At 47.8% G+C, this 24,382-nt stretch carries 16 protein-coding genes; 3 read left to right on the top strand and 13 right to left on the bottom strand.

Annotation, left to right across the window (positions count from 1 at the left end; all coding sequences use genetic code 11):
- Nucleotides 1-66: 66 nt before the first annotated feature.
- From ahcY to ABIK47_03530, 9 genes are all read right to left on the bottom strand, one after another.
- Complete coding sequence (gene ahcY / locus ABIK47_03570; protein MEO0019705.1) at nucleotides 67-1,338, bottom strand: adenosylhomocysteinase; 1,272 nt, start codon at nucleotides 1,336-1,338, stop codon at nucleotides 67-69.
- Between the two features lie 12 nt (nucleotides 1,339-1,350).
- Nucleotides 1,351-2,544 (bottom strand): methionine adenosyltransferase, encoded by a 1,194-nt coding sequence (gene metK, locus ABIK47_03565; protein MEO0019704.1) that lies wholly within the window; start codon nucleotides 2,542-2,544, stop codon nucleotides 1,351-1,353.
- Between the two features lie 33 nt (nucleotides 2,545-2,577).
- On the bottom strand, nucleotides 2,578-3,492 hold the full coding sequence (gene miaA, locus ABIK47_03560) for a tRNA (adenosine(37)-N6)-dimethylallyltransferase MiaA (protein ID MEO0019703.1): 915 nt from the start codon (nucleotides 3,490-3,492) through the stop codon (nucleotides 2,578-2,580).
- The gene (gene mutL / locus ABIK47_03555) at nucleotides 3,489-5,099 is read right to left on the bottom strand and encodes a DNA mismatch repair endonuclease MutL (GenBank protein MEO0019702.1); all 1,611 of its coding nucleotides are present in this window, start codon (nucleotides 5,097-5,099) and stop codon (nucleotides 3,489-3,491) included. Before mutL ends, miaA begins: the two co-directional genes overlap by 4 nt.
- Nucleotides 5,096-5,884 carry an MBL fold metallo-hydrolase gene (locus ABIK47_03550; protein MEO0019701.1) on the bottom strand — a complete coding sequence of 263 codons (789 nt, stop codon included), beginning with the start codon at nucleotides 5,882-5,884 and terminating at the stop codon, nucleotides 5,096-5,098. The genes mutL and ABIK47_03550 overlap by 4 nt, the downstream gene beginning before the upstream one ends.
- A gap of 52 nt (nucleotides 5,885-5,936) precedes the next feature.
- Nucleotides 5,937-6,605 carry an HD domain-containing protein gene (locus tag ABIK47_03545; GenBank protein MEO0019700.1) on the bottom strand — a complete coding sequence of 223 codons (669 nt, stop codon included), beginning with the start codon at nucleotides 6,603-6,605 and terminating at the stop codon, nucleotides 5,937-5,939.
- Between the two features lie 41 nt (nucleotides 6,606-6,646).
- A complete protein-coding gene (locus tag ABIK47_03540; GenBank protein ID MEO0019699.1) occupies nucleotides 6,647-7,120 on the bottom strand; it encodes a hypothetical protein in 474 nt (157 codons plus the stop codon).
- Nucleotides 7,121-7,378: 258 nt separating this feature from the next.
- The gene (locus ABIK47_03535; protein MEO0019698.1) at nucleotides 7,379-10,273 is read right to left on the bottom strand and encodes a HEAT repeat domain-containing protein; all 2,895 of its coding nucleotides are present in this window, start codon (nucleotides 10,271-10,273) and stop codon (nucleotides 7,379-7,381) included.
- Nucleotides 10,274-10,282: 9 nt separating this feature from the next.
- Complete coding sequence (locus ABIK47_03530; protein MEO0019697.1) at nucleotides 10,283-11,869, bottom strand: M6 family metalloprotease domain-containing protein; 1,587 nt, start codon at nucleotides 11,867-11,869, stop codon at nucleotides 10,283-10,285.
- A 112-nt stretch (nucleotides 11,870-11,981) separates the two neighbouring features.
- Between ABIK47_03530 and ABIK47_03525 the strand changes: the two genes are divergently transcribed.
- The 3 genes from ABIK47_03525 (at nucleotide 11,982) to ABIK47_03515 (ending at nucleotide 18,686) form a co-directional block, all read left to right on the top strand.
- Nucleotides 11,982-14,585: an FG-GAP-like repeat-containing protein gene (locus tag ABIK47_03525; GenBank protein MEO0019696.1), complete on the top strand. Its 2,604-nt coding sequence runs from the start codon at nucleotides 11,982-11,984 to the stop codon at nucleotides 14,583-14,585.
- Nucleotides 14,586-14,917: 332 nt separating this feature from the next.
- Entirely contained in the window at nucleotides 14,918-16,102 is a 1,185-nt protein-coding gene (locus tag ABIK47_03520) for a T9SS type A sorting domain-containing protein (GenBank protein MEO0019695.1), read from the top strand.
- Between the two features lie 22 nt (nucleotides 16,103-16,124).
- Nucleotides 16,125-18,686: a FlgD immunoglobulin-like domain containing protein gene (locus ABIK47_03515; GenBank protein ID MEO0019694.1), complete on the top strand. Its 2,562-nt coding sequence runs from the start codon at nucleotides 16,125-16,127 to the stop codon at nucleotides 18,684-18,686.
- Between the two features lie 90 nt (nucleotides 18,687-18,776).
- On the opposite strand, the gene ABIK47_03510 is transcribed toward ABIK47_03515, so the two are convergent.
- From ABIK47_03510 to ABIK47_03495, 4 genes are all read right to left on the bottom strand, one after another.
- Nucleotides 18,777-19,037, bottom strand: a complete 261-nt coding sequence (locus ABIK47_03510; protein MEO0019693.1) for a hypothetical protein — start codon at nucleotides 19,035-19,037, stop codon at nucleotides 18,777-18,779.
- Nucleotides 19,012-19,338, bottom strand: a complete 327-nt coding sequence (locus ABIK47_03505) for a DUF6506 family protein (GenBank protein ID MEO0019692.1) — start codon at nucleotides 19,336-19,338, stop codon at nucleotides 19,012-19,014. Before ABIK47_03505 ends, ABIK47_03510 begins: the two co-directional genes overlap by 26 nt.
- A gap of 412 nt (nucleotides 19,339-19,750) precedes the next feature.
- On the bottom strand, nucleotides 19,751-22,804 hold the full coding sequence (locus tag ABIK47_03500; GenBank protein ID MEO0019691.1) for a DEAD/DEAH box helicase family protein: 3,054 nt from the start codon (nucleotides 22,802-22,804) through the stop codon (nucleotides 19,751-19,753).
- A 3-nt stretch (nucleotides 22,805-22,807) separates the two neighbouring features.
- A partial coding sequence (locus ABIK47_03495; protein ID MEO0019690.1) for a site-specific DNA-methyltransferase occupies nucleotides 22,808-24,382 on the bottom strand: 1,575 nt, incomplete at its 5' end.

The raw sequence follows: 24,382 nt of genomic DNA, 5'->3' as shown, positions 1-24,382 counted from the left end.
GAAATAAACTAACTTACGCAATTGCGAGCGCTATGCTTAAGACAGCCGCTCGTAATTTGATATAACTTAGGTCCCCTCCTGCCAGGAGGAGATGTAGCGTTTCTGCTCCTTTGTCAGCCGGTCAATCCTTATGCCCATCGTTGTCAGTTTCAACCGGGCAATCTCCTGGTCAATCTCATCGGGCAGTTTGTAAACCCTGTTCTCAAGTTTGCCCCTGTTTTCAAGGATAAACTCGGCGGCTAGCGCCTGATTGGCAAATGACAAATCCATCACCATTGCCGGATGCCCCTCTGCTGCCGCGAGATTAACAAGCCGACCCTCAGCCAGAAGAATAACCCGCCTCCCGTTAATCAGTTGATACTCCACGCAGTTTTTCCGCAGTTGCCTATGTCTCTTGGCAATTGCCTCCAGCGCCCTTTTGTTAATCTCAACATCAAAATGCCCGGAATTACAGATGATTGCCCCGTCCTTCATCCGCAAGATATGCTCTTTGTCAATAACATTGATATTCCCGGTCAGGGTCACAAACACATCACCAATAGGCGCAGCGTCCCTGAGCCGCATTACCCGGTGCCCGTCCATCCTTGCCTCCAACGCCCGCACCGGATTGACCTCGGTCACAATAACCTCAGCACCCATACCACGCGCCCTCATTGCAAACCCCCGACCACACCACCCGTAACCACAAACAACCACGGTTGCACCGGCAAAAAGGATGTTGGTTGCCCGCAGGATGCCATCAAGGGTTGACTGACCTGTTCCATACCGGTTGTCAAACAGATACTTGGTCAAAGAGTCATTGACCGCAATTATCGGGTATGCCAGCACCCCATCCCTTTCCATACTGCGCAAACGGATAACACCAGTGGTCGTTTCTTCAGTACCACCAATCACGCCTCGCAAAACATCCCCGCCCTTTTTATGCAGGGTGGAAACCAGGTCAGCGCCATCATCGGTGGTAATGAGAGGCTGATGCGCGAGCGCCTTCTCAATGTGCCGGTAATAGCCCTTGCGGTCAATCCCGTTAATGGCAAACACACAAACCCTATCCCGTTTCACCAGCGCCGCGGCAACATCATCCTGAGTGGAAAGCGGATTCGAGGCGCACAACCGCACCTCGGCACCACCCGCCTTCAAAGTCCGCACAAGATTGGCGGTCTCAACCGTCACATGGAGACAACAACTCATCCTCACACCCTGCAATGGTTTTTCCTTCTCAAACCGCTCGCGGATGCGTGCCAAGACCGGCATAAATTTTGCCGCCCACTCAATCCTCCTTTCCCCCTCCTCTGCCAGCCCCAAATCCCTCACCTCGCACTCAACATCTTTACCCTTCATTTTATGCTCCTTCTATAACAAACCCTTTAAATCTTCAGCACGGTCAACCTTTTCCCAGGTGAAAAACTCTATTTCCTTTTGCAACATCTGGTCCCAATCTATCTGCGGTGGTCTCCCAAAATGCCCGTAGACCGCGGTTCTTTGATATATTGGATTGCGCAGTTTCAGACAATCAATCATACCTATGGGTGTCAACGGAAAGACATCGCGGATTATCCCCACCAACCTTTCCTCATCAATTTTACCGGTGCCGAAGGTATCAACTGAAATATCCAAGGGATCGGCTCTGCCAATAACATAGGCAAGACGCACCTCCACCTCGTCACACAATCCCGCAGCCACAAGGTTCTTCGCAATATAGCGCGCCATATAGGTTGCTGAACGGTCAACCTTGGTTGGGTCCTTTCCAGAAAATGCGCCGCCACCGTGGCGAACCCAGCCTCCATACGTATCCACAATTATCTTTCTGCCGGTCATCCCAGTGTCAGACTGCGGACCACCAACAACAAACTTACCGGTCTCATTGACATAAAAGCGGGTCTTTTGGTCAAGATACTCTTCAGGAATTACCGCCTTTGCCACCACATCAATTATCTCCTCTCGTGCCGTTGCTGTTATCCTTTTGCCACTGTTATCAAGGATACTTTCGTTGTGCTGGGCAGCAATCACCACACTGTCAATCCGAATCGGTTTTGAGTCTTCGTACTCCACTGTCACCTGTGCCTTACCATCAGGTCGGAGATAGGGCAAAATCCCCTTTTTTCGCACCTCAGCCAGTCGCTCGGCAATCCGATGGGCAAGGACAATCGGCAAAGGCATCAACACCTCGGTCTGGTTGCATGCATAGCCAATCATCATCCCCTGGTCGCCAGCCCCACCGGCATCCACACCCTGGGCAATATCCGGTGACTGCCTCCCAATGCAATTCAAAACCGCGCAGGAGTCAGCACTCAAACCGCAATCAGTATTAACATAGCCAATATCTTTAAGAACCCGGCGGACTAAACGCTCAAGGTCAACCCAGCCAGTGGTGGTTATCTCGCCTCCAACCAAAACCATTCCCACGGTTACAAATGTCTCGCACGCCACCCGCCCTTTTGGGTCCTGGCGCATAACCTCATCAAGGACTGCGTCAGAAATCTGGTCGCAAACCTTATCCGGGTGACCTTCGGTAACCGATTCTGAGGTAAATCTCGTTTTTTTCAAGCTCGCTCCTTTCTAATATCAGGTGCTTCAAGATTAACCCTGAATATTTAACGTGTCAAGCAAAAGCGGCTCTATCTTGCTAACAACATCAGCGATATCGGTAAATTCAAACCAGTGTGCCCCTTTTAAAGAATGCAGCCAGGTCAACTGTCTTTTGGCATACCCCCTGGTCCTTTTCTTTGCGAGCCTTACCGCCTCATCAAGACCGATTTTACCTTCAAGGTACAAAAAGAGTTCAAGATAACCATAACCTTGGACCGCAGGCGTATTTGTACCAAACCCCATCTCCTTTAGTGAACGCACCTCCTCTAAAAGCCCATTTGCCATCATTCGGTCAAAACGCTCATTAATCCTTTGATAAAGCCTTTCTCTGGGCATCGTCAGAACCGCATAAACCGGCAGTAAATCTGTGGTTTCTTTTTGCTCAGAGGATAGTTGCGTAAAAGTCTTACCGGTTAATTCATACACCTCGAGCGCCCGCACAATCCTTTGCCGGTCGTGAGGATGAAGCTGGTTTGCCCGCTCAGGATCAACCTCTTTCAAACGTAGATATAGCCGATTGGTATCTTCAGCCTGAAGTTTTTGGCGGATAGCAGGGTCAACCCGAGGCACTGGGAACAACGGCTGGAACAGGGCCCGCAGATAGAAGACCGAGCCGCCCACAATGATGAATTTTCCCCTTGCCTTAGTAATTTTTTCAATCACCGATCTCGCATCCCGAGCAAACTCTGCCGCGGAATACGGCTGGTCAGGCTCTAAGATATCAATTAGATGAAATGGTATCTGCTGTCTTAACTGTCTTGAGGGCTTGTCGGTGCCAATGTCAAAATGACGATAAATCTGCCTTGAATCTGCAGATATTATCTCCAAACCAAATCTCTCGGCAAGGGCAACAGCCACTTCACTCTTCCCCACACCTGTTGGCCCGGTAAGGACAAAAATCCTCAAGCCCTACCGAACCTCCGCTCCAGGTCCTCAAGGGTGATTTTAATTATCACCGGCCTGCCATGGGGACAGAAATATGGCTCTTGACAGGCAAAAAGGCGATTAATAAGCGACTGCATCTCCTCGGCTGTCAGCCGCTGACCAGCCTTGATCGCACCTTTGCAGGCAATCAGTTTTGCCAAATCATCATCCACAGTTGCTTTATCAGTGCTGAAACTGGCAAGTTCACTGAACAACTCCCGCACCTCATCTTTGCCGATATAAGAACCAAGCGGGATGCCCTCAACAACAACTGTTTTTCCCCCGAAAGGCTTGGATTCCAATCCCATCGCTGCCAAGCGCGGGTATAGCCGTTCATATACTTCAAACTCCTCGTTGTTCAGCTCAAGGGTTAACGGAAAGAGAAGGGGCTGGGAAGGTGCTGCCTGTTGCTGCTGCCGTATCGTTTCGTATATAATTCTTTCATGTGCGGCGTGCTGGTCAACAATCACATACCCCGAAGCCACTGGAGCTAATATGTAGGTATTGTGGAGCTGCCAGAGGTCAGCGGGCGGACGCTCATCTGGCAATAACCTCTCCGGGACAAAAAAATCTTCAGCTGAAATTTGCCGCTGGCGTTCTATCATGAGTCTCTTGTGAATCGACTCGGAAATGAAATCGAAGAGAAAGCGCTCATCAGCAAAGCGCACCTCCTGTTTGGTAGGATGGATGTTGACATCCAGCGCGGACGGGTCGGTCTCAAGAAAGATAATGAAGTTAGGGGTTCTGCCGGCGAGAAGCGCGCCGTAACCGTCATAGACCGCTCTGGTAACGGTTTGGCTCCGCACCGGGCGGCGATTGAAGAAAATCGCCTGGATGTCGTAAAAACCTTTGAGTTGGCTTGGCTCGGTGAAGAAACCAGCTAAGGTCAGGCTGGGATTGTCAACGCGGAAGTCGATTAGACTCTGAACAAGCCTTTTATCAAAAAGAAAGGCAAGCCTTTCCTTCACCCCGCTAACCGGTGGAATTTTAAAAAGGGAGCGGTCGTTATGGATGAGTTCAAACCCAACTTCTGGGCAGGCAAGGCAATAATTGCGTACCATCTCGGCGATTAGTCGAAATTCGTAGTTTTCGGATTTGAGGAATGCTCTTCTCACCGGGAGGTTGAAAAATAGGCTGCGGACTGTGACGGTTGTCCCTTTTGCCCTGACCGTTTCGGCAATCTCCTTTATCTCGCCTCCCTCCACATCAAGTTTTGTTCCGGGCTGGTCTTCATCGGTATTGGTCTCGATGGTCAAACGGCTGACCGCAGCGATTGCTGCCAGCGCCTCTCCCCGAAACCCATAAGAGGTAACCCGTGTAAGGTCATCAGCCGTTTCCAGTTTACTGGTGGCATAGCGCGACACCGCCAGTCGCACATCATCACGGGTCATCCCAGTACCATCATCAGTAACCCGGATAAGATTCTTCCCCCCTGCCTTAACCTCCACCCGAATCTGCCTGGCACCGGCATCCAGTGAATTCTCAATTAACTCCTTTACCACCGAAACCGGACGGACAATCACCTCACCCGCAGCAATTTTGCGCACAACCTCTTCAGGGAGAAGTTTGACCGGTCTCCTAATACTCATCGCTGGTATTTGTCCAGTGCCACCGCCATCCCGTCGCTGGCTGCAATTACCTCGGTGCCGATGCGCTCGCTTAACTCCCGTGCAACTAACCAAGGTTTTACCTTGAGCATCGTCATCCCGAAATGGGTTAAAATCGCCAGTTTCGGCTTCATCCTCTTAATAAGCTCCTCAACCTCGGGCAGATGAAGATGGTCAAGGTCAGACGGCTTGAAGCGGACCACATTAAAAATCACAACATCTGCCCGGTAATAATCAGCGAGTTCTGGGAAATAGGCGGTATCGGCAATGTAGGAAAGGGTCAGACTCCCGGTTTGAAACCGGAAGCCATAAACCTCACCCCGGTGCCGGTGACGAACCGGACAGGTGAATTTAATCCTTTCCAGTTGATACTCACCGCCCTCCTTCAGCACCACCACCTCCTCAAGAAACCCACGCAGGTAGCGCAACACCACCGGGTCCTCCCCCTCAAGCGCATCTGCCGGCGCAAATAACCTCCCCCGTTTTTCGGTCCCACCCATTGTCATTGCCTCAATCATCACATTGACATCTGCAGAATGGTCAAGATGCCGATGGGAAAGAAGAATTGCGGACAGCCTTGTTGGGTTGAGTCGGTGCCGACTTTGCGTTGCCCTTACCAGTGCCCCTGGACCCGGGTCAATGAGAAACTGCACATTGTTGAGGATGCACCAGATACCACCAGAGGCGCGAACCTGTCTGGCGATAACAATTCGGGCTCCACCCGAACCCAGAAAGATTAGCCGGTCCTGATGAATTTCCTCTGCCAATGTCATTAAGAATACCCAGTTTAATTATTATTGTCAATTGTGCCATCTCACCTCAAACCAGCCGGGTGCCGTTAATCACCAGTTCAAAACGGCAGTTGAGAAAATCAGCCGCACGACGGGAAATCACCGTTCTGCTCAAAAATATCTCAAAATATTCCATCACCGGTGCAATCGCAGTATCCACATTCAGGTCAAAAACAATCCGCCGGCTGGGATAATCAACCGTCAGGGTTGACCGCTTGACCGCATAGTTAACCCGGTCATGGATATCAAACTTAATCAGGGCAGGATTGCGCACCCGGCTCCGATGAACATCAGCCTTGTCTGCCAATATCAGTGCCGCGGCAATCTCCGAAACCGGGTTTCCACCCTCCTCGTGATGATTCCCGATTGCGGTCATAATCTGGGCGACCTCTGAATAATCCATCCCCAAACGGACAAGAATCTCCCGGGCAAGTAACGCACTTGTCCAGTCGTGCCCCTGTCGGTTAATAACATTACCGATATCATGCAGGTACCCAGCAATCGCACTGAGTTCTGCCACCCTTTCATCATACCGCAGCTCCACAAGAATCCGCCGGCTGTTCTTGGCAACCAACCGGGCATGCCTGAATCCATGTTCGGTAAAACCCAGTATCTCCAGTTGCCGGTCCGCTTCGGTAATCAGAGCGATTACCTCCGGCTCCTTGCTAACCTGTCTAAAACCAACCAACTGCCCCATTTTCTTCACCAGGTTTAAAAGATTGAAACAAACCGTTAAATTTAATCAGTGGCGTGGTGGTGCTGTTTGAGCTCCGCTTTTAGATACTCCTCATAGTCAGTAAGGAGATGCTCATCCCCCACCATCTGCCCCTTCCAGCGGATTGCCACCTCGTTAGCACCAAATGTCTTGTCAAGGAAAATCTGCAGCTTGGCGCCGGTCGGATAGTTACGGTCCTCAATGATTATCCCACTGGTTGAGACATTGTCGCCGCACACATTATAGACCTCTTGCGCCCTCTCACCATTATAATCCCACTGTTCCGGTCCCTTCTCCTGCCGTTTATACAAAAGGAACTCAATCAGATTGTTGGCAACCGAAATCATCAAGGCGTAATCGGTATTCGGGTCAGCACCAGCAACATAGTTCTTCAAGGGCAGATGAAGCGCGATGCCGCATTCCCCTCGTCCCTCACCAAAGAAAATTCTCTCGCCATCGATATAATCACCCAGATTAAGCGTTTGGATATATATCATAATAAATAAAATAGCAAACCGACAAGAAAAGTCAATAAAATATTTATCGTGCCCATAACCATTTTTGAACCCTTCATAATCAAAACCTCCTCCTCCCTACTGGCAATCCTTTATTTCCGGATGAGTGACAAAATTGCATAGGGGACAGTACCCCGACGAAAAGTGAATTTTGGATAAATCAAATAAACTGCGAGACATAACTCAATTTCACCACTCTGAATTTAGTATACTTTTATGTATACTTAAATTTTGTCGCACCTATCTCCTTTTTCCCAGAACCTGCTCATATACGGTGAGAACAAACTGGTCTTGCTCATCTCTTTGTCCTGTCTCAAGTGCTGCGCGCACATCATCATCCATCATCCTCCCCAGCGCCTCAACCGCACACAACCGGACGAACGGCTCTGGATGACTGATATAGCCCACAAGCCCCTGCCTGCACCTATTTCTAATCTCTTCGTCTAAACTATCATTCTTTGCCACTATCTGCCCGATTGCCCTGATAGTATGTCCAAGCGCTGGTGGCTTCTGATTAGGTAAACTGTTAAGCAAGGGAGGTATGCTCGGTTCGCCAATCGCCACCAGTGCCGCCTCCGCCGCACTCCTGACGGTAAAAAAGGTGTCATTCAGTGCCCTAATTAAATCACCTATTGCTAGGGGATTTTTCAGTTTGCCGCAGGCTTCGGCGGTAACGATTCTTGACACCTCGAGGGTGTCCTTCAAAAGATAAAGAATCTTGGGGACAACCAGGGAATCGCCAATACTGCCCAACGCATAAACAGCCCGTCTGGGGGTTATCCGTTTCTCCTCTAAAGCCAGTAAGATTGAGTCCACCGCATCCAGCGCATTTTTGCCCATCTCGCCAAGCCAGTATGCCGAATTCTGCCGGGCAAGAAACCTTGAGTCGCGCAGCCCCTTAAAAAGATAGGGCTTGGCAGTATCAGGCAGAGCCTTCATCAAGGCGTTAATCGCCTCTGACTCCAGACCATCCTTGGTATCCAGTTTGTTTTCATAGACATACTCAACCGCCTTTCTGCCCAGACGGATCAACTCCTTTCTTGCCCGCAAAACCTTCTTCCGGGCATTACCTACCGCCCAGATGGATGCGGTCTTGAAAACACTCTCAACCGGCGCGGTGATCACCGAATCAATACTTGCCTCAGATGTGTCAACATCAGGTTCATAGTCAATCACGGTTGCCGGTCTCGGCAGGTCAATGCCTGAGCCATATGTCCCTTTTGTCCACTTACCCTGGTCGGTTGCCAAGTTTCTCCCTGGATACCAGTCCTTGCCTGCCAGGTCAAGAAAAACCCCGATGCCGCCAAACCCCCTTGCCCAGTTTGAACTTCCCTGACAGATTAACGACTCTGAAGCCATATACCAGTCATTCCCATCCTGGTCAACAAAAAGCCCGACCGAATTGGTCAAACCGATTCCCTGTCCACCAGAGGCGTAATAGCCATCATCTCCCTTGCGGTCCACCAGCACCCCAACCGAAAGGTCATGCCCCTCACCTTGACTTGGACCGAGCCTGGAGAAATAGGAGTCGTTACCCTCCTCATCAACAAGTGCGCCCACAGAAAGGTGAATCCCTGCACCCTGACTGTACTGGGCTGCGGTATAATGGTCAAAACCCTCCTCATCATAAAGCATCCCCAGCGAATACCAGTAACTTGTGCCCTGGCAGAAGACCTCGGCATTATAAAAATCGTTTCCCTGAAAGTCGGCAAGAAACCCAATCCCGCCACCGGCATCCGGTCTCAGCCCAATCGCAAAACCCTGGGAAAATGAGCGGTACTCCCTCGGCAAAAGCGGCTCGTGCTTGTATCTCCCCCCAGCATAATAAAGGTCATTCCCTTTAATTTCTGCAAGCAGACCATAACCCCAGGTGGAGGCAAATCCTTGACAGTAACAGAATGAGCGATAGGTGTCGTTTCCCTCTTCATCAATCAAGATGCCAACCCCGTAATGACCAGCACCCTGGGCAAAGAAACCGGCATCATAAAAATCCTTACCCGAAACATCCCACAAGAGACCTGAGCCAAAGATGGCGCTTCCCTGAGTGTAATGCCTTGCCTGATAAAAATCATCCCCTTCAAGGTCAACCAAAACCCCGCAGCCGAAAAGCGCCGAACCCTGGGAAAAAAGTTTGTTTGAACTGTAACGGTCATTGCCTTTTAAGTCCAGAACCACGCTGAAGGGCTTGCCAAGGAACCCAATCGCCCCGCCTGCCCGATTGTAATAGCTGTCATTGCCACCAATGTCGATTATCAATGCCGCCTCGCACTCATAGACATTGTCACCTTCACCGCCCACAATCACCCTGCCCCATTCGGTCTCCTCGTAATAAACCACATCGCCCTTGACACCATCACAGGAATAGGTAGGGGATTCTTTAACTATACCTATGCCTTGACCTGTGCCTATAAGCCGCTTCGCCTCATTAACCGCCATTACCACCGCCAGACCGGAAAGTGCCAAAGCCTTACGGTCGATCTTGCGGGCATAGGTCAGCAGCGTCTCCGCCTTTATTTGCTTCGAGGTGTCATAATCTTTTCCGAACTCCCGATGAAGAATCCCGGAAAACCCCTTCTCCAAGGTGTCATCCTCATCCTTCCAGAAGTCAGGCGCCTCACCCAAAAGGATATTCAATTCCCGCTCAGAAAGGTTGGCAACCGCCCGATTCAGATACCGGTTGCCTATCTCAAACCCGGCAAGGATACAATTCAGCACCTTTGTCAGAACCTCTGCATCCAAATCCCTGACAACAGGACCCCGGCGCATTGCACCTTGCACCTCTTGCCATATCGCTTGCGAATCCCCTGCGGTTATTTTAACATCAATCTGCCGGTAAAGATGGAATGAAACACTCGCAGGTCTCTGATATTTATTTTTAACTGTCTTTGCCTCTTCCTCAACATAAGGCAGCACCTGCAGCGGATTGGAGAGCAGCCGGTCAACAACCTTCAGCCGGAAAAAACTGTCAACCGCCCAAAACTTGAAAAACCCCAACTCCCTTTCCTTCATCCCCTGAATCCTCAGCGCCTCATCAATGGTTGCCTTTGTTAATGAATCAAGACCGTAAACAGTGTTTTCCTTTGCACCAAAGCAAAAAGAAACAAACACCACAAAAATGATAAAGACCCGTCCCATTTTGCCTCCTTAACGCTGAATCAGCACCTTTGCCCTGAACCCATTTGTCTGCACAAGATAGACACCTCCAGGCAACCTTTTTCCCTGCAAATCTGAGCCGTTCCAGACTATGTGTTGTTTAACCAGACCCTGCCAGACCCGCCTACCATCACTGCCAAAAATCTCAACAAGGGCAGGTCCAACATTCTCTAACTTGATTTCAGTTTTGCTGGTAAACGGATTGGGCTTAACTCTTATTAACCTTATCCCTCCTCCTTTTTCCTCAACATCAACCTGACTGGAATCAAAGGTAATGTCACAGATGATGGTATCCCCTATCTCCCGAATATTACGCACACTCACCCAAGTGGGTTGATTGTTCCTGGCCTTACTTGAAGGGTTTGACCAGTTGTCAAAAGTTGTCCGGTTCCAGATTCCAGGCAAAGGGTCTGAGGTATCGCCCAGCTCCTCGTGATAAATATGCGGGTCCGGTCTTGTGCCACTCCCACGGTCAAGGTGATAGGTGGAGTCCTCCTCCAAATCAACCCGGTTATGCGCGGCACTGTAATAGGGGTCAATATGCCAGATTAAAAGACCTGAACCTGGCAGCAGCGCATCAAAACCCCTCCTCTGCCTGTTTTCAAGGAGAAAGCAGGTGTCGCAGTCTCTGCCCTCGCGCCAGACCTTATATACAACCGGATTGGTCTCAACATCTAAGATTCTCAACCCGAAGGTGTCATGGGTAATCACCACCGGCTCAACAAAACCTGCTTCAACCTTGCTCCATGCCTCCATATGTGATGGGCTCCAGGGCGTATTTCCACCCGCACCCCACGCCCCATAACCCATCAAACCCCAGTAACCAATACCCCAGGTGCGCCGGGACTGGTCATAAAGGTCGGGCAAGCCTACCAGATGCCCAAGCTCATGGCACATCACCGCAATACAGCAAAGGGTTGTCTCCCGTGCCTCGGTCACCATAGCAAACTCCGGCACATTTGTTACCCCATCAATTATCACGCCATCATCTGTCCGGTAATTGAAATTAGGAATCGCATGGGACCAGAGACAGTTCACATCACCATTATCAGCCCCATCCGCACCGGCATGGACCATAAACATCGCATCAATATGCCCGTCATTATTAAGGTCAAACTCCCGGAAATCAATAAAGGAATCAACCTGCTGGAGATTCTCCCTTGCCAGACGCCCGCCGGTGGAAAGCAGATAATTGCCATCATAATAACTGGAGTAGTTATACCTTGACATAAACCACCGGTTACCAGCAATCCCGCCCCGGACCGAATATTGACCATAGGAGTTCTCAAGAAAAAAGTCATTCAGGCTTCCTGCCCGGTACGGCTGATTGTTATAGACACCGACCGAATAGAGCATCGAGTCAAACCTTGCAGCAGAATGTTCCATTGTGTCCGCCTGGTTATCAGGAAACTGCATCAGAATGGTCACCGTCTCACAAAAATCATAACCCTTGAGTTTGTTCGGACCGGGAACTTCCACACCCACAGGAAAAACCGGCTCCGGTCCGGAAAAACCCGGTCTTGGTGGCATTGCCAGCGCCATGCCCGATATCAAAACAAACAACAGCCTCAATTTCATTTTTGCTCCTTTTAAGTCATATTGACACTAACAAAAACTTTACAGAAATCAATAGTTACTATCTGTTACAATTGAGCTTGACTTAAGATTATTTCCTTTTAAATTTTATTTTATGAGTTTTCCTTTAATCGTTTTCCTTCTCTCTGCCCCGCCGTCGCTCGCTGACTTTCTTGCATTTCAGGACTACCAGGCGGCAACACACCACTATTTTCAGCAGATTCAGCGTAAGCCAAAAAACCTCAGTGCAATCAAGGACCTTGCCCGGGTTTACGACCACTGGCACCGCTATGACTCCAGCCTCTTTTGGTGGGAAAGGGCGCTAAAAATAAACCCTGATGACGACTCGGCAATAATCGGCAGATGGCAGGCGCTTTACAACCTGCACAAAAATGACACAATTCAGCTTGATTCGGTTAAACAAGTCATTGCCAGTGAGGCAAAAAATTACTTTATTGACACCACCTATCGCGCCCTGCTTATTTCCTTTGCCGGGTTCAATCTCTCAGATACAACCCGCGCCCGCCGCGCCGCCAGTGTCCTCGCATTAATGTTTCCTGATTCTGCACCGGTCTATGAATTAATCGGTGCAATGTTCTACGACTCCTTATATCCGGTCTGGAACAACGACACCGCCAAAACCCTCGTCATCTCCCGCTTCCTTGCCCGTTATCCCCAGACCGAATGGCGTCAGACATTCTACATCTATCTCTTGAGCTCCCTTTATGGGTTAAAGGACACCATCAGCCTTGCCCAGATGGCAGAGCAGATGATAAATGACGACTCCCTTGACCCCTTTCGTTACCGCTATGCCGCTGCCCTTTTCAATCGCCTTCGTTTCCGACCCGAAGTTGCCGAAGGTTATGCCCGCAAGGCGATAGAACTTGAGCCAAAGGCAAAAAAGCCTAAAAACAAGCCGATTGAGCAGTGGCAACTTGAATACCCGCTCTTATACGGGCTCGCCCGGGCTACACTTGCCGAGGCGCTAATAATTCAGAACCGGCATTCAGAGGCTTTGCCATATCTTTATGAGGCGATAAACAGGTTCTCCTGGGATACCGAGAACGAAGCAACACCCGCACCCTATTTCTGCCTCTTAGGTGAGGTTTATCAAGCCTTGGGTAAAAATGACAGTGCGCAACTTGCCTATTTAAAGGCAATAGCCTTTGGCGACTCGCGCAACTACTGGTCAAGCCGCGCTGACACCGCCCTGCAAAAAATGGGCATCTCCCCTCATGAACAGTTAAAACTGGCGCGGAGGCTATTAAACTATTCTGGTCCGCTCTTCACGGATGTCACCGACTCATTTGGTCTTGGTGGTCGCAGAGAATCCCGTGTCGCCTGGGGCGATTACAACAATGATGGCTATGAGGATCTGCTACTTAACGGCTGCCGCCTTTTTCGCAACGACTCCGGCAGATACTTTACCGATGTTACCGACTCCGTGGGTTTAACTGGTGTGCAGGGACGAGGCGGCATCTTTGCCGACTTCAACAATGACTACTGGCTTGACATCTACATCTGCGGCTCAGACACCAGTGACCATCTCCTCCTCAACCGTTTTGGCAGATTTTATGACCGCACCGAATCGCTGGGCTCTCCCTCTGACCCCTATCCAACCGAAGGCTGCGGTGTTGCCGACTTTGACCAGGATGGCTGGGTTGACATCTACTGCGCCAACTATGAAAACTGGGAAGAACACCGCTACTACCCTGACCGCCTCTACAAAAACGAGCAGGACATCTTCAAGGACATCACTGAAAAAGCCGGAATCATCCCTCCATATAACGAACCCCTTGCCGGCAGGGGTGTGAACTGGGCAGATTACAATGACGACGGCTATCCTGACTGTTATGTCTCCAACTACCGCCTTTGCCAGAATTTTCTCTGGCATAACAACCAGAACGGTACCTTCACCAACCTTGCACCAAAACTGGGCATCGCGGGCAAAGAGGTCTCGGGCTGGTTCGGTCATACCATTGGTTCGGTCTGGGCAGATTATGACAACGACTCCGACCTTGACCTGTTCTGCGCCAACCTTGCCCATCCCCGCTACATTGAATTCTCGAACCGCTCAATGTTTTATGAAAACCGCGGTTCAAAGGCAAACCCTCAATTCATTGACAGGCGCGCCCAACTGGGCATCCGTTACGAAGAGACCCACTCTGACCCGGCATTTGCCGATGTTGACAACGACGGTGACCTCGACCTTTACATCACCTCCATCTATGAAGGCAGACGCTCATTTTTATATCTCAACCAGTTAAATCCAACCCCAAAATGGCTATTAGACATTGGTCATTGGCAATTTACCGAAGCCACCTATCTTTCGGGCACAAGGGTGTTCAACGGCTGGGGCTGCGCATTTGCCGACTTTGACAACGATGGTGATATGGACTTAATTGTCGGCTCTGGCTCAGGTCTTAAACTTTTCCGCAACGACACCAAAAACGACAACCACTGGCTCAAGGTCAAGGTTGTAGGCACAAAACACAACGCTGCTGGCATTGGTGCCCGCATTACCGTCATTCAGGGCAAAAAAAGATATATAAGGGAGGTGGAAGGCGGCAAGGGCACAACCAGCCAGAACTCCTTAATCCAGCACTTCGGCTTAGGCAAATCAAATGAACCCTTAACCGTTCAAGTCCGCTTCGGACCTAATGCAATGATAGAATTGAAGGACATAAAGCCTGATATATTACTAATCGTAACTGAGTAGAATCACCGATACCCTAAAATTTATCCATCAACATTATTTTAACAAGCATATTGACAAAATATAAAGATGATGTATAATTAAACTTGGAAGTGCAAGTGTCGGGTCGTTAGAGAAAAAGAGCGGTAATCCGCTCAGAAAGGAGTAAAGATGAGAGAAGAGAAGAGAAGAGAAGAGAAACTACCCCCTTCATCCTCATTGCGACCCTGATTTTTGCGCTCATCGGTCCTGCTAATGCCGACTGGATTCAACTTGCGCCAATTCCGCCTCAAGTGCCTGGACCTCAACCCGGTGCCGCTTTAACATACGGCGGACAGGGGCAGTTATATGCGATTATGGGCGGTGGAACTAACGCCTTTCTGAGATACAGCATTCCCTGTAACACCTGGTATGTTATTAACTCAAATACGCCTACCTTTTTTGACGGTGCTGCACTCACGGCTGACACATTCGGGGTGATATACGCCCTGCGCGGCGGCAACACACCCGAATTCTGGCTCTATGACATTATTAGTAATACCTGGCAGCGACTGCCTGACATTCCAGAACCGGTCAAGTCTGGTGGTGCGCTTACCTTTGCCCGCAGAGGTGAGTACTTCTTTGTGTATGCACTCATCGGTGGTGGTAGCACTCACTTCTACCATTATGGTCCATATGGTCCAGGTGCTGCAGGCGGTCCCCGACCCAAAGGCACTACCTACAACTGGTATCGCCTTGATTCCATGCATTATCGCGACCCTTATGGACACCGGGTAGACCTTCATGCCTGTCCGGGTGCCAGTCTCACTTGGATTCACAACTCCAACCTGACGCTGGATTCAATCTTTTGTGCTCCCTGTGATTCTATGCAGCAAAGCGATGAACGAAAACAGATTATCGCCTACAGCCCTGCTGATAACGATTGGCATAACTCCAAATATCTGCCTGTTACCCCGGGACCGGGAACCGCTATGACCTCTATGAACTGCGAACCTTCGCTTGCTTGGTATCTTTTCTGCCTGGCAAAAGGTCCTAATGATGATAGAGCCGGGGCAAGAATGGTGGCTCTTTGGCCCAGCAATTGGAACACTCGCGCTTACTCGCCTACACCTGAAATTATTCAGATGGGTGCAGCGACGGCCTATGGTGAAGATTACTTCTACTACGCATTCTTTGGAGGTGGCAGCCGAAATTTCTGGAAAATCTACTACCGGGGCGGTTGCTCAGAACCTGGTGGAGAACAGGTTTCCGGTGTAACCCAAATGGAAAATCAGCAGTTCTTTGCCAATCCCAATCCATTCTCTAATAAGACCATCATCCGCTTTTCAGTTCTCCACAGTTCGCACTATCAGGCAAAAATCTATAACGCTGCCGGTGAACTTGTCCACACACTTCTTGACCAGCAACTTAACCCTGGAACTCATTCTTTAACCTGGAACCGGTGTTCAGATGCTAAAACTCAGGTCCCTGCCGGTGTGTATCTATTGAGGTTAGAGGCAGCAAATGGCAACCAGCAGTCATTGAAACTGGTTGTCAGATAGTGTAAGATAAGGAGGTTTGAAAATGACCCGACACTTCACTCCGTTTTTAAGAGTTGTTTGTATCATTGCCATTTCCGGTTCATTATTAAATCTCTCTGCCCAGTATCTGGAAAAGGTAATTCCGGTAAATTATCATCCAGAAGACCACGGCGCAACTACCGAACCATCCGCACTAATATGCACTGGCGATGGCAGTAAACTCTATTGCGCCGGTGATATGGGCTGGACAATTGTGGTTGACTGTGCCACCAACCGCATCATCAAGGACCTGCCAACCGCTTATGGCACAGTAAGGGCTTTTTACTGGCAGCGGAATAACAGGGTGTTTATTTTCACCTATAAGGGAAGTGTGGTAATTGACCCATCTACAGATTCAATTGTTGCTGTTGTTCCTGCTGGGGTTACCGGTGTATTCAATGACTCAGAAAACTGTTATCTTGCCAGATTGAAAATCCCGGATTATACCTTGCCAGACCAACAAATCGTGGACGGATTTGAAAAATACTTTTACGGGCTGGCGGTTCTGGATGGCACAACCAATCAAATCCGGATGCGGTTGCGCTTCACTCGCGACATATTGGATATGGTCTGGAATTCTCACAACAATCGCTATTGCGTGTTTACCATTGACAATCATTCCGTGGGTATAATGACGGTAATTGATGGCAGAACCAACCGGGTAATTGATAGCGTTGTCTTAGAAGAAACCGCAGGCTGGGCTATCAAATCCCTCTATTTGTCCCACTCAAATAAAATCTATCTTACCCTGTCGAATGCCCTCCTCATTATTGATGGGGCAACAAACCGGATTATCAAACGCCTGCCTGAGGTCCAGTTTGGAGAGTTTTGCCATCTTTTCTATAACTCGCTTAGCAATAAACTATACTGTTTCGGTTGTAGGACAGGTGCCCCTGAGGTTATTGCAGTAATTAACTGCGAAAATGATAGTGTTATTAAAACGCTTTCAGTACCTGGTCACTCTTCATATTGTAAACCGGTTCATAGCCCAACATTGAACCGGCTGTATTTCATGAAAGGCAACTTTATAAGGGTTCTGGATTGCAATGCGGATACGCTTTTCACCGATTCGGTTTCTGTTCCCGGAAAGGTGGTTGATTTGTGCTATAATCCTCAGCGACAACTGCTTTACGCCACCAGTCATTATACAAATCAGATTCTGGTGATTGATGCTGAAAACCTTCAGGTTCTGGATACGATTAGAACCGGCATTTCGGCGCTCGGGGATGTTGTCTTTAATCCGCTGGTCAATAAGTTATATGTCTACTCCCTTGATTACAATACACTTGATAATGTCCTCTTTATCCTGAACGCTGATAATGGCAGGCTTATCAAGTCAATCGCCACCGGTCGGCGCGGATTTGAGGGACTGCGGATGTGCCTGCATCCAGAAAAAAGGAAGTTGTATTGTTCAAACTTTGAACTCAACTCCCTCTCGGTGATTGACTGCTTCGCGGACACGGTCATCAAGACAATTCCTGTTGCCCCTTACCCGTTTGACCTGACCGTGAATACCACCAATCACAAACTTTACTCCTCACACTCTGCTACATCTGCCCTGAGTGTGATTGATTATGACGCCGATACGGTTATCGCTGTCGTGCCGATTCCCATTGACCCGTCTAACTCTTCTCCCTGGATAGTCTGGCACAGCGGCGTGAATAAGGTCTATATTGAGGATATCGCCCATCTCAATGTTGTTGATGGTGTTACCAACTCTCTTCTCACCACGATTCCTCATAGACCATTCTTCTTTCCTTCGCCGCCTGGTGCCTGCAACCTGAAGGACAACAAACTGTATTTCACTGTCCTCCCTTTAAATTTCCAGGGTATGTTTTACTCGGCAGATGCGATAGCGGATACGATGCTTGACTCCATTTCAGGATATGTAATGGGCGCAACCTGGCAGCCGGTAAAGAACAAGGCTTACTTCAGCCGTTATTCATTTATCTTGGTGATTGACGGACCGACCGACAGCATCATAGATTCTATTCTCCTGCCTGGTTCGAGGTCGCAGTTTCCAAGACCATTCAGCCATCCGCAGGCAAGCCGGGTCTACTGGTGTCTTGATGCCAACGACTCGCTTAATGGCGGTATCCTGTTTATTGATGCCGACCTTGATACCATTGATAGACTTGTCCAGTTTCCCATTCCTGTGGGAATAGCCAACCAGATATTCGGCTCTGGTTTTGACTCTCTTGGAAATCGGGTCTTTGTCTCCTGCCCGACATCCCACATTTATGTGTTCAGGGATGAGATTGTTGGGATTCAGAGCGGCTCTTCAGAAAAGTTGAGTTTACAGGCGACCGTTTCACCGAACCCCTTCCGTAATTATGTGGAGATAAGATATCACCTGCCCTATCCGGCAAAGGCAGAAATCAAAATCTTTAGCGCTGATGGCAGACTGGTTCGCCTGTTAAACCAAGCAGACAAGCAGGCGGGCAACCACACCTTTTTCTGGGACGGCACTGACGAAAGCCGTAACCGCCTTCCACCAGGCGCCTACTTTATCTATCTCCAGGCTAACCGTCTTCACTTGACTAGAAAAATTCTTCTTACGCAATAAGGAGTGTGATTCGCTTCGGACCGAAATCAACCGTTACTATTAAAGATGTCAAACCCGACCAGTTACTTATCGTAACCGAACCATAGGCAGTTATTTTAACAACGACCTAACCAAACGCCGCCTGATATATATCCGCGACTGCCCCAAGTAATGCAGTTGGTTTGCCCGCTTCTTGGCATCCTCTTCTGCACGATATGCCTCATAATAGATTAGTTCCCAATCGCCAGTCTTATTGAATTCCCTCAGGCAACGCCGCAAATCCTCTGCATAACCATAACGCACCCTTTTATTCGCCCTGTTCTGGATTAGATAGACATAATACATATCACTCTGAGGAAAACCAGCCCTCATTTCTCATCACCTCCATTGCAATCCTGTTACTCGGACCATCGCCTCTTGCCACCGAAATTCCCACATTCTCGCCAACCGCCTGTGCTATCTCGGCAATATCCTTATGGGTAAATCCAGGACAGAGAAGGATTGACTGCACCCCCTCCTCCTGCACATACCTTTTACTCACCTCAAGTGCCTCCTTTTGGTTTTTCACCACCACCACAAAAAGTTTATAGCACCTGGGCGTCTCAACAACACACCGATGCCTCTCTGGCTCGGCATCAGGGGAATGGGCAATAAACAAAACCTTAAACGCCATACCTTTCACCTCCTATTGCAAATATTTCTTTAATTTCATTGGCAACCTTAAAGAGATGCTCTCTTCTATCTTTTATTTTGTCCGAATGTCTTCAAATTTTAAGTACTGTTGCAACTCCTTCAGAGTTGCCGTCTGCCTTTAATATACTAAAATTTCCTATCTTAAGAAAGCACCGCCGCACCATCCGCCTTCTGGCTCAGTTTTACTTAATTCTCAATTCTATCTTTCCCAAAACCTACCGCGCCCGTTTTATTCTGGTAATCTTGCCTGTCGCCCTTCTAGCGCCCTCTTTATCTCTTTCACCACTCCTGCCTCAGAAAAAGGAAGGGTGAAGGTGTCACTACGAACCAAACCTGTGGAATCCATCGGCAGAATTGCGGAAATTTTTTATTTCTGCTCGATTATTTTAATACTAATGGTAGGTTAAGGAAAGAATAGAGAACAACTTTTGTGGCCAGGTGTCATCATCCAGGAATAATACATGATGTTGTTCGTATTCCTCTTGCGATGGAGGTTCGGTCATACCCTTAATCAATTCATTATACGGTGTGAATGATAGGATAAATGATTTCAGCCGGATGTTTGGCATATTTAGCATCTCTTCTATGGCTTTTATTGTAACCGCATCTGAATTAGTGTTGGTAAATCCGGCAAAGACAATTTTTTCATCATCAAGTCCTTTTGAGTGCACCAACCCTTTCGGGTCAATGAATACGATGTACTGATTATTACCCTTCTTTACCCACATTATGAAGTCAGGGTAAAACCCGCTCCAGGTAAGACGAAATCCGACGCCACTTTTGGGCAAATTCCGAAGTAGAAAAATTTCATAATTCTGAAACTCCTTCTGGTGGGATTTGAGATACTCCCGGATTCCTTTTACAAATTTCTTTTCACTATTTACCAGCCCCTCAGGTGTTATTTTGTCAATTTCCTTGCTCTTAAGTAAGATTGGTACATAAAGATGCCGGTCAAAGTAGATTCGCGGTAAGTCGGCATTTTCACCCTGCCATAGTTCCTTCAGGTCTTGTGCTAATTTTTTTATCTTTCTTATTAATTTCCTCTTTGTTTTATCCACCTGGACGACATATGGCTCGTCCAGAGCTAACATCAACTGCCCTAATTTATCACAGCGTAAATTTTCGGTCTCAAACCGCCGGGCATTATGACGGTAGAATGTGTCTAAATATTTCTTGACGACCATAATGGCGATATCTTCTAATCGTATTATATCACTCTTATTTTTTACTTCCAGAATATCCTGCGGGGCGGAAATACTATAAAGATTGGAATGCAAAAGATTCTGCAGGTCATTGCGGGTGAAGACAAGATTCCAGTAGCCTTTGATTGCTTTATACTCGTAAATTTCCCTTTCAAATCGCTCCCAGTCCAGCATCTCCGTTATCTCTGCCGGTATTGTCTGTTCCGGCTTCTCACTGGTTATTGCCCGACTGATGACGCCGGTTTGCCGTTTTTCAGCAGACTGATATATTGTCACTCTGGGCATCAGGTCAAGAGCGCAATGATATCGGCGGTCCAGTTTCAACTGCAGAACCTCCTCCTCTTCAAATTTTCGCCCCTCGTTCTCTACCAGAATATGTAAAGTATCCCACTTATCCTGATGTAATGGTTGCACCGGTATTAAAATCGTCTCATACTCAATTTCCTCTTTCTTGATCGCCTCAAGAAATCTGCTCAGATAATCGGCTTTGATGCCGTAGATGTTCAGTGTCTCCAGATGTTTTATCCTTTCGTCACCACTGCGCTGTAATGTCTTCCCCTTGCCCTTCAGCCTCACCCCTCTGCCGAACAATTGAATAATCTGCGGTCCCTGTCCGGAGCCGATATTCAGAAGACCCATTGACGATACCCGCCAAGTGTCCCAGCCCTCAATGAACTTTTTGGCGCCGATCAGGACATTCAGTTTGGTATTTTCCGTTTTGATTTCATCAAAAAGTGAACTCCTGATAACATCCTCCGAGACACTGATTCCTTTATTTTCCAGCATCTTTCTGAACCCACCAACATCACCGATATTGATGACCCCAAAATAGTCATTGTCCCCAGTCTTCAGCCCGATTTCACCCTCGGCATTTTTCAGCACAAAGACACCAAGCGCTCCCCTGCCGCCAAATACCCGCTGATAAATGTCGTCAAAGTCAAACCCGCGGCTTTTTAACAAATCAAACCTGCCGGCAAAAATATCATTGCCGTTTTCATCCTTCAAGCCGGTTTTGCCATTAAGAATCTTATCGGCAGTTGCTCTAACCCATTCCTCGTTGGCGATTACCCCTTTGAACAACTCCACAATCTGCACAATATCCGACTCCTCCTTTTCGCCGGTAACGGTAGTGCCGACAAAAATCCAGAGTGGTTTCTCAAGATTATACTCTCTTGCCAGCTGTTTTTCACTTTCGTATATCAGCATCTGCTGATAGAATGAGAGCAGGTTGGCAATAAACATCGTCTGCTGAAACCGGTCTTGGGAAATCCTGCCCCTCGTAACATTAACAACAGCAAAATCCTTGCCATAGCCATCAAGATAAAAGTATTTATAGGAATAGTCATAGATGATTGATTTGGCATACTCCTTAAGTGTCTCCCGGTTCTGTTCGCTTAAAATCTGTCCGAAGGTGGCGCTGTATTCAAAGACAAAGCCATTTTCTGCCAGCCGGTTTCTCAGTTTTGCCCATTTCTGCTCCTCGCTCCTTCTGCCCTTATGCCCCTCATCAACAAACACCAGATTTTTCCCTTCAAAGGTATCAACCGGCAAAGTTACACCCCCGCCCTTTTTCTCCTCAACAAACTTGGTCATTTCAATTACCAATACCTCATCACCGCGTTTCAGTCCGCCGGCAAGTGAACCCGTATATCGCTGTGCCGGAATGCCGCTTTTCATTAACTCATCAAAATGCTGTTGGGAAAGCCCCTCATTCGGAGTAATCAGGATAATATTGTCAGGGGTGAAAAGTTTATAGTCCTGGAACTGATAATAGTTGATGTGCATAATCAGCGTCTTGCCGGAACCGGTTGCCATCCAGAAGGCAAGTTTTCTTAAATCATCTTCAGCGAACTGCTCAATAATATCAATCCCCTGCTCCTGTTTATACTGGTGGAGGAATTCATTTAATTCATATAGAAACTCCGCCTGCCTGTTTTTCAGATTGTCCAGCACAATCTCGGTAAAAAGCACCGCCAGATACTGGAAGTATTTCAGCGTCACCAGCTCCCGCCTGGCGTTGATTCTCTGCACCAGCAACCGGATCCGCTCATCATACTGCAGAAGATGATCGCGGGATATCCTCAAATTATCCAGCGCGAGAAGTGTGTTAACAAAATAACTTCTGCCGTCGCTGTCATAACCCGGGTTTTTATCCTTCAACTGATTGAATAAATCCCGGGGTTCAGAAAACCCAAAAAGCGAAAGCAGATAACGGTTCAGGACCAGGTACTTCTCGATTTTCACGGTTTAGACCATCAACCTTTTAAACTCCGGCTCAATGTATCTCACTTCCCAGTTCTTCGGCGTCAAAACGCTCTGCCCGTTGACATAAACGACCTGCGGCTGCCATTCGGAAATCTGCTGATTGATAAACTCCCTGTCTTTTTTGAAATCCTCATCCTTCCAATCATCAGAATATTCGCGCCAGACAATGGCATAATCTTTGCCTTCTTTCTGACCGAGAACAAACAGGTATTTTCTGCCGTTGTCTCGGACCTTTATCTTTTTCACCTTCAACCCTAATAGATAATTAAAGGTCTCGGGAATATCAATCACCATCTCCTGCGGTTCTCCAACTTCAGCCAGATTGACCTTGAGTTTATACTCAAACGGCTTCTTCAGCGCACTAAGGCTCAAAAGATACGGGCTTTCTCTTGTCTCAAAATCAAGGAAGTATTTAAGAAGATATTCATCTTTAAATAAAGTTTCCGCCTGCCTGTTTTCTTTTAGTTCAATATTATCAAGCGCATCTTCGTATTGCTCAAGAATCTGGTATTTGAAGAAACCACCACCTTGATATTCCTTGACCTCCTTTGAAATGCCCGATTTATCATAAGCCAAAACCTTCTTCATCCTCGGCAAAACCACGGTCCAGAAATGTTCTCCCATCTCAACACCAATCCATTTTCTTTTAAGTTTGTGGGCTACTGCTGTTGTTGTGCCAGAACCAAGGAAGAAGTCCATAACTAAATCGCCTTCGTTAGAAGTGGATTCTATAACACGCTTGAGAAGTATTTCAGAGTTTTCGGTGGGAAAGTTCCATCTTCTCCCATAGCCTTCTAGAGCTGACCAGTTATTATGCGAAACTTTTTTATATGGAGCTACCCAATATTTAAGTGTATTACCTTCTTTTTTAATAAAGTTAAATTTTCTTTCGGTTCTTTCCCAATATTCTTCAAGACTTTCTTCTGTTGTCTTACTTTCATTTAGATAGTTTTGATAATTCTTAACCGCTTCTTCGGCAACTTCTTTACGCCACATCCAACTACATCCTTTTTCGGGTATAATTCCTAGCAACTCATATCTGTTATAATCTCTATCAAAAAAAGTCTTAAAATCTTTCCAATAAGCTTCTCTTCTTTCTTCTATAATCCCATCTGAAAATTTATTTTTAAAATTTGTGCTTTTGGAAAATAAATAAAGATTATCATAAACAATCATTAAACTGCCAAAATTTACGCCGGCTTTTTCGGGGGCGGTTCCTATATAAGGGGCGGTTTTTGTTCGGCCAACAACTATCTCATTCCTAAAATTCTCTTTCACAAAAATCTCATCCATCAAAGGTCTGACAATCCAGTTGCCGTTGTAATCACAGCGGACAAAAATACTTCCTTTTTCACTTAATAAATCCCTGGCAAGCCTTAATCTGTTCTCAAGCATACTTGCCCAGGTGGAATCTTTATACTTTACATTATAAAGATAATCCGCATCCTGCTCTTTGTTGAACGGCGGGTCAATATAAATTGTCTGCACTTCTTCTTTGTATTTATTCAAAAGCAAGTTCAGCGCCTGCCAGTTTTCGCTTTTGATAAGTAAGCCATC

It is taken from the genome of candidate division WOR-3 bacterium (assembly GCA_039801245.1).
Lineage (GTDB): Bacteria > Hydrothermota > Tepidihabitantia > Tepidihabitantales > Tepidihabitantaceae > JAOABP01.
The sequence above is the reverse complement of the archived record's forward strand: the minus strand, read 5'-3'. Positions and strand labels throughout refer to the sequence as shown.